The sequence below is a fragment of the Vibrio sp. Vb2880 genome, from assembly GCF_033337975.1.
GTDB classification, from domain to species: Bacteria; Pseudomonadota; Gammaproteobacteria; order Enterobacterales; family Vibrionaceae; genus Vibrio; species Vibrio alginolyticus.
This window is the reverse complement of record NZ_JAWORT010000033.1, coordinates 26,097-38,438: the sequence shown is the minus strand read 5'-3', so window position 1 is coordinate 38,438 and position 12,342 is coordinate 26,097. Positions and strand designations below refer to the sequence as shown.

The following is a 12,342-nucleotide window of genomic DNA, read 5'->3' as shown; positions in this document are numbered from 1 at the left end:
TGATAGGTCTATATTGTTAAAGAGCTTGCTTTGCGAGAAGTTTTTCTCTCAAAGCGGAGGTGCATTCTAGCGATTTAATTGACAGTGTCAAACACTTTTTCAATTTTATTTTTCGTAGAAGCTTTCACCTCTCCGACCCTGCTGAAGCCTTATCGCGTCTGCCGTGTCGGTGGATGCGCATTATAGGGAACTCAGATCCGTTCGCAACCCTTTTTTGAAAAAAAATGGAAAAAAATGACTGTTCGATGACTATTTCATCAAAAAAGCAAAAAAGAGGGTAAAAAACCCTCTTTTTCTGCCTTAAAAGCCGTATTTAAATGAATGCGTACGCGTCTGCGAACATACGTTCGCTCTTCGCTTTCTTGTTCTGAGTGAACTGTTCACGTGCTGCGCCAGCCATTTCAAAACGACCTGCAATATAGATATCGTAGTTTTCTAAGCTTTCGAAATCTTCGGCTACGGCTTGTAGCACGTTACCAACTTTACCTTGCCAGTCTGCAGGTGCTTCTTCTACTACTGGCACAAAGTGAACGTTAGCAAACTTGTCGGCAATCTCGACCAGTTCGTCTTTAGCATAAAGCTGGCAGTTATCGCGCGCGCCCCAATATAAATAGATAGGATTGGTTTTATTCTGCGCTACGCAGTGATCCAGAATCGAGCGAACGTAACTGAAGCCTGTACCACCAGCAATTAATAATAATGGGCGTTCGCTTTCTTCTTGAACCCAAGCATCGCCATGTGGCGCATCAATTTCAATCTGACCATCAGTTTCAAGCGCCGCTTGCATTGCTTCGACAACTTCTTGTGCATAAGCGTTGTGTTCCGCAGCACCGATGTGCAGTTCAAGTTCACCTTCATGACGACAAGGGCTGCTTGCGATAGAGAAAGGACGTTTGTCTTTTTCACCCATCACCACCATTAGGTACTGACCCGCTTTAAAAGGCACTGGTGATTCTGGATGAAGAAGGATTTGGTAAGTATTACAAGCTAACGGCTGAATAGACTTTACTTTACATTGGATGGTCATGGTGTTCCTCTCGCTTACTCGTCAAAAGTAAGCACTAAATTACTTTCTGTATAGGCTTGGCAAGGGAATATCCAACCTTGCTGTTGCTCTTTTTCGGTTAGCATAGGTTCGAGGTGATAGCTCACCTCGCCCGTTAGCTTTTTACACATGCACATGGCGCAAGCGCCAACTTGGCAACGGTGTGGGAAGCGAATATTGTTGTTGAGCGCAGCTTCCAACACCGTCTCCCCTTCTTTTACTTGGAATGTAACGTCCATTGGTAGAAGGTGGACTTGATGACTCATAGAATACCTAACTGGTCCCAAATCTCATCGACTTTAGCCACAAGTTTAGGATCTTTTTTGATAGGCGTACCCCACTCGCGCGTGACTTCAGATTCGAACTTGTTGGTCGCATCCAGTCCTAATTTGGATGAACTCTCAGTCTTACCAAGCACTTGAATCGTGTCTCTATCTGGGTCCATTCGAGTTGTCACCGCCCAAATGATGTCATTCCAATCTCGTGCATTAACGTCATCGTCGCACAAAATGATGAATTTGTTATCCGTGTACTGAGCAAAGAAGCCCCATAGATGTTCCATCAATTCTTGGGATTGACCAGCTTGATCTTTCTTCATAGTCACGACAGCAAATTGGTTGTTTGCTGTAACTGGAAGATAGACGTCAACAATCTCAGGGCGTTGCTGTTTCAACTCATTTAGTTCTGCTTCGGTAATCGCTTTGCTGTCTCGCTCAGTGACCTCGGTTCGCGTCGCCAGCTCGGCATCCCATTTAATGGTCGCATCCAAGCCCATTTTGGAGCCAAGCCCAACCACTGGTGAAGCAAAGTCGAGCGAGTCGATTGGCGTGTTATCTATCATCAAGGTATCACGTACAGGAGCCATATGCTCTGACATGGCTTTCACGACATCATTCCAATCTCGTGCGTTTACCGATTCATCGCACACAATAACAAACTTGGTATACATGAATTGACGTAAGAAAGACCACACGCCCATCATTACGCGCTTGGCATGTCCTGGGTACTGCTTCTTCATGGTGACGACGGCCATTCGGTACGAACAACCTTCTGGCGGAAGATAGAAGTCTTCAATCTCTGGGAATTGCTTTTGCAGAATAGGCACAAACACTTCGTTTAATGCCACACCCAATACAGCTGGTTCATCTGGCGGACGACCTGTGTAGGTGCTGTGATAAATAGGGTCTTTACGCATAGTAATGTGCGTAATAGTAAATACGTGGTGCTTTTCTTTTTCGTTATAGTAGCCAGTATGGTCACCGTAAGGACCTTCATCAGCAAACTCGTTCGGGTCGATATAACCTTCCATCACGATTTCCGCGCTCGCTGGCACTTCCAAATCGTTGCTGACTGACTTCACGACTTCCGTTTTGCTTCCACGTAGCAAACCTGCAAATGCGTATTCCGATAGCGTATCTGGCACTGGTGTTACTGCGCCAAGAATGGTTGCTGGGTCTGCACCAAACGCGACCGAAACTGGGAAAGGTTTACCTGGGTTGGTTTCCATCCAATCGCGCAGATCAAGCGCACCACCACGATGGGCTAACCAACGCATGATGATTTTGTTCTTGGCAATTTTCTGCTGACGGTAAATGCCTAGGTTCTGACGTTTCTTATTTGGACCTTTGGTTACGGTTAAGCCCCAAGTAAGCAGCGGCGCTACATCTTCTGCCCAGCAGCTCATTACCGGAATTTTATCCAAGTCGACTTCATCACCTTGCCAAACAATGTCTTGGCATGGTGCTTTACGTAAACGCTTAGCCGGCATGTTCAATACTTGTTTGAACACAGGCAGTTTTTCTAAAGCGTCTTTGAAGCCTTTTGGTGGCTCAGGTTCTTTTAAATAAGCCAGCAGCTTACCGACTTCTCTTAATTCTTTAACATCTTCACGTCCCATACCGATTGCGACACGCTCTGGTGTACCAAACAGGTTAGTCAAAACAGGTACGTCGTAGCCGATTGGGTTCTCAAACAACAGCGCAGGTCCACCAGCACGCAAAGTGCGGTCGCTGATTTCTGTCATTTCATAAGCGGGATCGACAGGGTGAGTGATGCGTTTAAGTCGACCTTTCTGTTCTAGGTGGTCGATAAATTCGCGTAAATCCTTAAAACTCATAGGCCTTCATGCTGGCTGATTAAACTGTCCGCAGTATAACAAATAGGAGGACGCTAAGATCCTCCTATTTTGTGTGGGTATGTGAGCCAGATTACTTTAATACTTGTTCAATCTGCCGAGTCTTTATCTGATGGTTCGAAGATACTAACTCTTCCAACCAGGTTTGATGCCCTTGTTGAGCAAGCTCTCGAGCAACCATGGTTGCTTCTTCTGATAACGCCATTTTTCTAACTAGAAATTGCTTTACTTGCGGAGATAGAGGGTTAGATTTTGTAAGTAGACTAATAGCTTCTGGCTTGAGTGATGGGTTAACTGTGGCATTCATCAATTGCTGAATGGAAAAAACGTTTCCAACCGCAGCTAAACGCTCAAGTTCGGACTGGCTGTTGTAATCGGCTTTCATCCGCCAGAGTAAGTTGTACACTTCCTCATCCTGACTAACTTGTGCCAACCTGACTATCACGGCCGTCGAGGGTAACCAACTGGTCACATTTGCTTTGGTTAACTGGGCCGTTAATGCAGCAAGCGCATTGGGTGATAAGCTGTCTAACTCTCGAATCAAAAGCGCTTCACGCGCTTGAGCTTGTTGAGATGGCCCTGTAAGCCATTGCTTTAAGTTAAGCTCTCTTCGTTCAGCTTGTAAGACAAAGTCCAAGGTACTTTGGTCTTGTTTCCAACGCTTAATCAAGCGACTCGCAATAACGGGAAAGTTAAAAGCGGGTACACTAAATTCATACCCATCACCCCGCTCTAACACTTGATAAGTCGGGGTCATACGGATCTGGGACTCAACAAACAGAGCCATTCGAGGCGTGAGAATCACATCTTGCTTTTCAAGCTTTTCCAATAATTGAAAGCGCACCACCTCTTGTTGAGGCAAAGCAAGTCTATCAAGGGCAAATTTAAGCGAGTCGACTTCATCTCTGACAGCGTAATCAAGCAGTTCAGAGACTTTAGCCTGTATTTGAGTATCCTGAAGCCACTGCTCTACTACAGACTCATGCATTTCCTTGGCAGATAATGTCGCAGGTAGAGTGATAAGTGACAAGCTCAGGAGTAATGACGACAACATTCCTTGTTGCATGTTAACCTCCCGATAACATTTCCTTCATTCTGATACTTCTATCGGGAGAAAGCAATAAAAAAGCCACCGATATACGGTGGCTTTTCGCAGAATCACTTATTTGAGACTATTGACGACGCATCGCATCGAAGAACTCATCGTTGGTCTTCGTCATCGCTAGCTTATCGATTAGGAACTCCATTGCGTCGATTTCACCCATTGGGTGAACGATCTTACGCAGAATCCACATCTTCTGTAGTTCGTCAGTCTTCGTCAGTAGTTCTTCACGACGTGTACCTGAGCGGTTGAAGTCAATCGCAGGGAATACACGCTTCTCAGCAATCTTACGGTTCAAGTGCAGTTCCATGTTACCTGTACCCTTGAACTCTTCGTAGATAACTTCATCCATTTTAGAACCAGTATCTACTAGTGCCGTTGCGATGATAGTTAGGCTGCCGCCTTCTTCTACGTTACGTGCAGCACCGAAGAAACGCTTAGGACGATGTAATGCGTTTGCATCCACACCACCAGTTAGTACTTTACCTGATGAAGGCACTACGGTGTTGTAAGCACGAGCTAGACGAGTGATAGAGTCAAGCAAGATAACTACGTCTTTCTTATGTTCAACAAGACGTTTTGCCTTCTCGATTACCATTTCCGCTACTTGTACGTGACGAGATGCTGGCTCATCGAAAGTCGACGCAACCACTTCACCTTTAACTAGGCGCTGCATCTCAGTTACTTCTTCTGGACGTTCGTCGATAAGAAGAACCATCAACTCACACTCTGGGTGGTTGTACGCGATGCTTTGCGCGATGTTTTGCAGAAGCATTGTTTTACCCGCTTTAGGCGGAGCAACAATCAGACCACGTTGACCTTTACCGATTGGCGATGCCAAGTCTAAAACACGTGCTGTAATGTCTTCTGTTGAACCGTTACCACGCTCCATAACCATGCGCTCATTCGCATGTAGAGGGGTAAGGTTTTCAAATAGGATCTTGTTACGGGCGTTGTCTGGTTTATCGTCGTTAACGGTATTGACTTTTAGAAGGGCAAAGTAACGTTCACCGTCTTTTGGTGGACGAATTTTGCCAGCGATAGAGTCACCAGTACGTAGGTTAAAGCGACGAATCTGACTTGGTGATACGTAGATATCGTCCGGACCCGCAAGGTATGAACTATCTGCACTGCGTAGGAAACCAAAGCCGTCTTGCAGAATTTCCAGAACCCCATCGCCAAAGATGTCTTCGCCGCCTTTCGCGTGCGCTTTTAAAATCGCGAAGATGATGTCTTGTTTTCTTAAGCGAGCTAGGTTCTCTAATCCTAAGCTTTCGCCCAGTTTTACAAGGTCAGACACAGGTCTGTTCTTCAGTTCGGTAAGGTTCATGGTGGTGGATTCTTGTTTAGTCAAAATAAGATCTGTTTTCTAGTTAAGATGGATTTGGTCTCAGGATCGACCAAGAAGAGAAATTTGTTCAATTAACGCGCGATAAGTTAGCACTAATTAGTATTCTAGTCCAGAGTTAGAAAAACAAAACCGTGCATTGTAACTTTGCACGGTTTTATCTGTAATCACTTGGTGATTATAAGTTTGCGTCTAGGAACTCTTTTAGTTGAGTTTTAGACAGAGCACCTACTTTCGTTGCCGCTACGTTACCATCTTTAAATAGTAATAGCGTTGGAATGCCGCGAATACCAAACTTAGGTGGTGTACCTGCGTTATGGTCGATGTTTAGTTTACCGATAGTGAGTTTGCCTTCGTACTCGTCTGCGATTTCGTCCAAAATAGGAGCGATCATTTTACAAGGACCACACCATTCTGCCCAAAAATCCACTAGAACCGGGCCTGCAGCGTTGATTACATCGTTTTCAAAACCGTCATCAGTTAGCTGCAAAATCTTATCACTCATCTTCCACTCCAATGTGTTTTTCGAAACTGGTTGGATGATAACCAGTAATTAGATGCCCTATTGGAATGTATTTACTTTCGTATTGCAAGCTTTAGCTGATATTCTATAGCCATGAAAAAGACGCATATCACAGAGCAAAAGTTCGCCGATTTGGGCTTAAAGCCCCAAGTTATTGAAGGATTGGACAAAAAAGGGTTCGAATTTTGTACCCCTATCCAAGCCTTGGCGTTGCCGGTCCTGCTCACCGGCCAAGACATCGCAGGCCAGGCCCAAACGGGTACTGGTAAAACGCTCGCGTTTCTTACTGCTACGTTCAACCACCTTCTGACGACTCCGGAACATGAAGGTCGTAAGCCTACACAGCCACGCGCAATTATTATGGCGCCTACACGTGAGCTCGCTATTCAGATTTACAATGATGCAGAATCATTAACTGAAAGCACAGGTCTAAAAACCGCTCTAGCTTACGGTGGTGAAAGCTACGACAAGCAACTTGCGAAACTGCAAGACGGCGTAGATATTCTGATCGGAACAACAGGCCGTATCATCGATTTCTACAAACAGCGCGTATTTAACCTCAACAACATTCAAGCTGTTGTTCTGGACGAAGCCGACCGCATGTTCGATCTTGGCTTTATTAAAGACATTCGCTTCTTGTTCCGTCGTATGCCTGAGCCAAAAGAGCGTTTGAACATGCTGTTCTCAGCAACGCTGTCTTACCGCGTTCAAGAACTGGCATTCGAACACATGAATACTCCTGAGCATGTCGTTGTCGAACCAGAACAAAAAACTGGCCACCGTATCCAGGAAGAGCTTTTCTATCCTTCGAATGAAGACAAAATGGCGCTGCTTCAAACACTAATTGAAGAAGAGTGGCCAGATCGCGCTATCATTTTTGCCAATACCAAGCATAAGTGTGAATCGGTTTGGGGTCATTTGGCTGCCGATGGACATCGTGTAGGCCTTCTTACTGGCGATGTACCGCAGAAGAAGCGTGAGAAGATTCTTGAGCAATTCACCAAAGGTGATGTCGACATCTTAGTTGCAACTGACGTTGCAGCGCGTGGCCTGCATATTCCTCAGGTAACGCACGTTTTCAACTACGACCTTCCTGACGACTGTGAAGATTATGTTCACCGTATTGGCCGTACTGGTCGCGCTGGTGCGAGCGGTCATTCGATCAGTTTTGCTTGTGAAGAGTACGCGGTTAACCTACCAGCAATCGAAGAATACATTGAGCACACAATCCCAGTTTCAGAGTACGATTCGTCGGCACTGATTCAAGATCTACCGGCTCCGATTCGTATGCGTGCACCACGCAACCAACAGCGCCGCACGAATACTGGCGGTACCCGCTCTGGTTCTGGTAACCGTAAGCCGCAGGGACGTCGTCCACGCCAACCGCGTCAATCGGCACCAAAACAATCGTAATAGGAAACTGAGTTCGTTTTATGAGTCAAGCAGGATCATCACCGCTATATGCCGCCATCGACCTCGGGTCGAACAGTTTTCACATGCTCGTTGTGCGTCACATCGATGGCAGCGTTCAAACAATGGCTAAAATTAAGCGCAAAGTTCGTCTAGCAGCGGGCTTAGATGAACATAATTCTCTTAGTATGGAAGCTATGCAGCGAGGATGGGACTGCTTAAGTCTATTTGCGGAACGCTTGCAGGACATTCCTAAACAAAACATTCGCATCGTCGGTACTGCAACATTACGTACCGCGACCAATGTAGATGTGTTTTTAGAAAAGGCTAACCAAATTCTAGGCCAGCCTATCGAAGTGATTACTGGTGAAGAAGAAGCTGCCACTATCTATAAAGGTGTCGCTCACACCTCTGGAGGTAGTGGTCGTCGCCTTGTAGTCGATATCGGTGGAGCAAGTACCGAACTGATTATCGGTGAAGGTTTCGAAGCCAAAGCACTGACCAGCTTAAAAATGGGCTGCGTGACTTGGCTTGAAAACTTCTTTAAAGATCGCCAATTGAATGCTCGTAACTTTGACGCGGCAATTGAAGGAGCGAAACAGACCATCCAGCCGATTTTAGAACGTTATACAGAAATTGGTTGGGATGTGTGTGTTGGTGCATCAGGCACTGTTCAGGCATTGCAAGAGATAATGCTGGCGCAAGGCATGGACGAAGTAATCACTCACTCCAAACTCAAGCGTCTACAGAAGCAAGCCATGTTGGCCGACCATTTAGAAGAGCTCGATATTGAAGGCTTAACACTTGAGCGGGCATTAGTGTTCCCTAGTGGCCTCTCTATTTTGATTGCCGTTTTTGAATTGCTTGAAATCGATGCTATGACACTCGCTGGCGGCGCACTACGCGAAGGCTTAGTGTATGAGATGGTTGAAGAGCTTCGCCAAGAAGACATTCGTGCCCGCACTATCGCTAGCGTACAAAATCGCTATCAGCTCGATCACCAATACGGCGAACAAGTCGCTACTCTGGCACACACGCTTTTACAGCAAGCTGGGGGCGATGAGTGGATTACAGAGCCTCAGGGCAAGATATTACTCGAGACCGCCGCAAAACTGCATGAAATTGGTTTAACTATCGATTTCAAAAAAGGCGGAGAGCATAGTGCTTACTTGCTGCAGAATTTGGATCTGCCTGGTTACACGCGCGCGCAGAAGTTCTTTATTGGTGAAGTGGCTCGTCGCTATCGCGAACAACTCACTTCTTTACCTGAGCAGCATGCATTATCAGGCTCGAGTGCAAAACGAGTATTGAGATTGTTGCGTCTTGCGGTTCTGCTCAGCCATCGTCGCAATCCTGATCTAGAGCCAAATGTGACTCTAACGGTTGAAGGCGACAATCTAACGTTACACATTGATGCGCAATGGCTAGAGAAAAACCCACTGACTGCGGCTGAGTTGGAAATTGAATCCAACCGTCAGACAGACATCGGCTGGCCATTAAATATCGTAGCAAAATAAGCGAATATCACTGCCTTACAATACTAAAGCCCAGGCGTTCGCTTGGGCTTTTTTGCTTCTATTTCCCCTACAAAACGTGCTGCCCAGCAAAAATCTCAGCTTCTCCGCTCTACATCGAAAAACAGCCATGCTTTATTGATAAACACAATTTAGCCAACCAAGATGCACCATCATGAAAACCGTTTTAATGACTGGCTTAACGGGCACCCTCGCCCCAAAAGTCGCTCATCAGTTTCACATACGCGGCTGGAACATATTGGAGTGGAATCACCACCAAATCTCACCAGATGATCCAGAACAAAGTGAGCAATTTTGGCAGCAGCACCACATTGATGCGGTGTGCCATATGGCGATGGGGAGTGAAGCGTGGGCAGCGTGGCTTGGTGAGCACTGCAAACGCCATAATATTCCTTACCTCTTTGTCAGCACAGCAATGGTATTTGATGCCACAAAAAACGGGCCTTATGGCATCTTTGAAGAAAGAAACACCCAAGATGATTACGGCAAATACAAAGTTCGTTGTGAAGATGCAATCTGGCAAGCAAATCCAGATGCGATGGTTGCTCGAATTGGTTGGCAGCTCCATCACCAAGCAGAAGGCAATAACATGTTGGCGCATCTCGACCGCCAACATGAAGAGTACGGCGTTATTACCGCTAGCACAGCTTGGTATCCCGCGACTTCTCATATGGACGATACTGCACTCGCCTTTTTGCAGCTTATTGAGCGGAACGAAGCCGGTTTATATCACCTTGATAGCAACTTAAAGGATAAGTGGAATTTCTACGAACTCGTTTGTGCACTCAAGCAGCATTACAACAAGCCATGGCAAGTGCTGCCAAGCAATGATTATCACCATGACCAACGTCTAACCGATGAACGAATTGCCTTGCCGCCATTGAGTGAACGTTTCAACAAGCCAGAGCAAATCAAACAAGCTGGCATCATAGGAATCAACTGGGGACGCACGCACATTCCGCACTATCGAAACAATGGTGTATCGGTCACAACGTTTTATGCGCCAACCAAATAGAACCGCTTCAGCAAGCGTGCAGTGAAGAAGCAATCCCAAAGGCAGAAACGAACATCAGCGCACTCAAGCAACTTGATGTAGTGACAATCGCGACACCTGCGCATACTCATGCAGAGATAATTAAGAAGTTAGGTTCAACCAAGCTAATTTGTGAAAAGCCATTGGTGGGATTGAATTCTGACATCACTCACTGGCAGCAACCGAATTCCAACCTATTGGTTAATTATGCCTTTGCTCAGCTAGAGACCGCCAAGACAATAGAGAAGTGGCTCACTTCGCAAACCCAACTTTGTGTGGTCAATCTAGTCACCCAAGTTAACCTACCGGGCAACTTCACACTCAAAGAGTGGTTTCTCGAAACAGCTAGCCACCCTATTTCTTGGCTGCTGCACTGCTTCGGAGACTATTCTCAATCAACACTGATTGAGGAAAACGGCCAACTGACCGTTGAGCTGCAATGTGGCGACCACCAGCTAAGATTTGTATTTGAATTAACAGGTGAGCCGGGCATCGAGCACAATCTAACGATTCAATCCAACCAGACTTTAACCAGCAAAGGCTACTATCGTGTCGGCGAAAAATGGCGTTTCGAGCCCATTCTCGTTAATGGCAACGCGATAAATGATGGAGAGTATAGCGAGTCTGATTGCTGGCAGGACGCCAATCAACGCAGTATCGGTTTGATGTTGGCGATGTTCAATCAAAGCATCAGTTGGGAGAACGGCCTGCAACTTGGCGCCTTCGATGCTCAAAAAGCCATTTTGATTGAGAAAATGCTCCGTTAGCCATTTCACCAACGAGCTTCCTCTACGTTCCGTATCTTCGATTAAAAGGTCTCACTCGGGACCTTTTTTATTGCTCATTTTTACCTTCGTACAGCTTAGGGAGCTTTTGGACACCCATGATCTAATTACTCCCCACGCTGTACAAAACGCTCTAAACCCAAGTAAACAGGTACAAAAAAGCCGCTTGATTTAAGCAAGCGGCTTTCGGGGTTCCCACTGATATTAAGACTGAACGCTTGTCGTCACCTTAAAGTCAGGGTTCACCGCAGTCAGTTTCTTAATTAGGTAATTCAGTAGTACGCCATACATAGGAACGAACAAACCAAGACTGATAATCAGTTTGAAGCCGTAATCCACCAGCGCGATTTCCGTCCAATGCTCCGCCATAAATGGATCTGGGCTTTGGTAGAACGCAATGGCGAAGAAAGCGATGGTATCAAGTGCATTACCGAAAAGCGTTGAACACGTTGGTGCCACCCACCATTGCTTCATTTGGCGTAGGCGGTTGAACACATGCACATCCATGATCTGACCAAGTAGGTACGCCATGAAGCTAGCAATCGCGATACGAGCAACGAATAAGTTAAATTCCCCTAGGTGACCAAAACCTTGGAATTGACCTTCGAAGAACACCACCGATAAGAAGTAAGACACTGCTAAAGCAGGCAACATCACTAAGAAGATGATCTTACGCGCCAACTGAGCGCCGAAAATACGTACGGTTAAATCAGTCGCTAAGAAGATAAATGGGAAAGTGAATGCACCCCAAGTGGTATGGAAACCGAAAATAGTAAACGGTAGCTGAACTAGATAATTGCTAGATGCAATAATGACTAGATGGAATAGAACCAGATAGATAAGGGCGTTGCGCTGCTGCGCAGGGGTAAAGTTACTCATGCGATACCTTTTTAGTTTGGTTTGGGGGTGAGGGAACCCAAATCGAGTCACTGAATAAAGTGGCTCTTACCAACAATGTAAAATGAAAAATAAACTGGCTTGGCTCATTCTGAGCGAAGCGGTGGGCGATTATACATTAACCACTTTTCGCCGCAAGTCGTCTGTTTTACGCAAACGTTTAAGCATAAAAAAGGGTGTTTCATGTGAAACACCCTTTCAAGAAAAATTCTATTTTTAGAAGCCGCGCTGGAACAATCCTGCAAGATACTCCAACTCTTCCCTGCTCTCTTCAATCGCTAACGCTTCAAACCAAATCGCTTCGCTGTAATGCTCTGCTTTCATAAACAGTCGGCAACCTTCAAAGTCGATCAGCCAAGAGTGAATGTCCGCATCCCACTGCTTTTCCACCACAGTAGCAGAAAGCAAGACAACTAAACGCTCACCTAAAGCGGGAAAGCTATCAAGGTCAAAGCTCGGCGCGGTAATGATTAAGCGCCCTTCGTTTGCCATGTAATCCGCTAAGCCAAATTCCTTTTGCATCTTGGTTC

General features: G+C 45.9%; 12 protein-coding genes. 4 read left to right on the top strand and 8 right to left on the bottom strand.

The annotated features are described in order from the left end of the window. Positions 1–313 precede the first annotated feature (313 nt). The 6 genes from fre to trxA all read right to left on the bottom strand — a co-directional run bounded on the left by fre (position 314) and on the right by trxA (position 6,134). Positions 314–1,027 carry an NAD(P)H-flavin reductase gene (gene fre / locus R7M92_RS22955; RefSeq protein ID WP_005382872.1) on the bottom strand — a complete coding sequence of 238 codons (714 nt, stop codon included), beginning with the start codon at positions 1,025–1,027 and terminating at the stop codon, positions 314–316. 14 nt (positions 1,028–1,041) lie between these two features. Continuing rightward, a complete protein-coding gene (locus tag R7M92_RS22950) occupies positions 1,042–1,311 on the bottom strand; it encodes a 2Fe-2S iron-sulfur cluster-binding protein (protein ID WP_009696789.1) in 270 nt (89 codons plus the stop codon). Next, positions 1,308–3,161: a 4-hydroxy-3-polyprenylbenzoate decarboxylase gene (gene ubiD, locus R7M92_RS22945; protein WP_203346178.1), complete on the bottom strand. Its 1,854-nt coding sequence runs from the start codon at positions 3,159–3,161 to the stop codon at positions 1,308–1,310. Before ubiD ends, R7M92_RS22950 begins: the two co-directional genes overlap by 4 nt. A 91-nt stretch (positions 3,162–3,252) precedes the next feature. Continuing rightward, positions 3,253–4,245 carry a hypothetical protein gene (locus R7M92_RS22940; RefSeq protein ID WP_318134392.1) on the bottom strand — a complete coding sequence of 331 codons (993 nt, stop codon included), beginning with the start codon at positions 4,243–4,245 and terminating at the stop codon, positions 3,253–3,255. Between the two features lie 106 nt (positions 4,246–4,351). Continuing rightward, positions 4,352–5,611 carry a transcription termination factor Rho gene (gene rho / locus R7M92_RS22935; RefSeq protein ID WP_005378757.1) on the bottom strand — a complete coding sequence of 420 codons (1,260 nt, stop codon included), beginning with the start codon at positions 5,609–5,611 and terminating at the stop codon, positions 4,352–4,354. 196 nt (positions 5,612–5,807) lie between these two features. Then, a complete protein-coding gene (gene trxA, locus R7M92_RS22930) occupies positions 5,808–6,134 on the bottom strand; it encodes a thioredoxin TrxA (protein ID WP_004745500.1) in 327 nt (108 codons plus the stop codon). A gap of 111 nt (positions 6,135–6,245) precedes the next feature. On the opposite strand from trxA, the gene rhlB reads away from it, so the two are divergent. From rhlB to R7M92_RS22910, 4 genes are all read left to right on the top strand, one after another. Further along, positions 6,246–7,565 carry an ATP-dependent RNA helicase RhlB gene (gene rhlB / locus R7M92_RS22925; protein WP_005378764.1) on the top strand — a complete coding sequence of 440 codons (1,320 nt, stop codon included), beginning with the start codon at positions 6,246–6,248 and terminating at the stop codon, positions 7,563–7,565. A gap of 20 nt (positions 7,566–7,585) precedes the next feature. Further along, complete coding sequence (gppA, locus tag R7M92_RS22920; RefSeq protein WP_005382885.1) at positions 7,586–9,079, top strand: guanosine-5'-triphosphate,3'-diphosphate diphosphatase; 1,494 nt, start codon at positions 7,586–7,588, stop codon at positions 9,077–9,079. Between the two features lie 172 nt (positions 9,080–9,251). Next, positions 9,252–10,112 (top strand): sugar nucleotide-binding protein, encoded by an 861-nt coding sequence (locus tag R7M92_RS22915; RefSeq protein ID WP_318134390.1) that lies wholly within the window; start codon positions 9,252–9,254, stop codon positions 10,110–10,112. Between the two features lie 80 nt (positions 10,113–10,192). Then, positions 10,193–10,897 carry a hypothetical protein gene (locus R7M92_RS22910; protein WP_318134388.1) on the top strand — a complete coding sequence of 235 codons (705 nt, stop codon included), beginning with the start codon at positions 10,193–10,195 and terminating at the stop codon, positions 10,895–10,897. A 222-nt stretch (positions 10,898–11,119) separates the two neighbouring features. Here the strand turns inward: R7M92_RS22910 and R7M92_RS22905 are convergent, their stop codons facing one another. Both R7M92_RS22905 and R7M92_RS22900 read right to left on the bottom strand, forming a co-directional pair. After that, positions 11,120–11,794: a 7-cyano-7-deazaguanine/7-aminomethyl-7-deazaguanine transporter gene (locus tag R7M92_RS22905; RefSeq protein WP_005378770.1), complete on the bottom strand. Its 675-nt coding sequence runs from the start codon at positions 11,792–11,794 to the stop codon at positions 11,120–11,122. Positions 11,795–12,028: 234 nt separating this feature from the next. Beyond that, entirely contained in the window at positions 12,029–12,334 is a 306-nt protein-coding gene (locus R7M92_RS22900) for a DUF3630 family protein (protein ID WP_318134386.1), read from the bottom strand. Between the last annotated feature and the right edge of the window lie 8 nt (positions 12,335–12,342).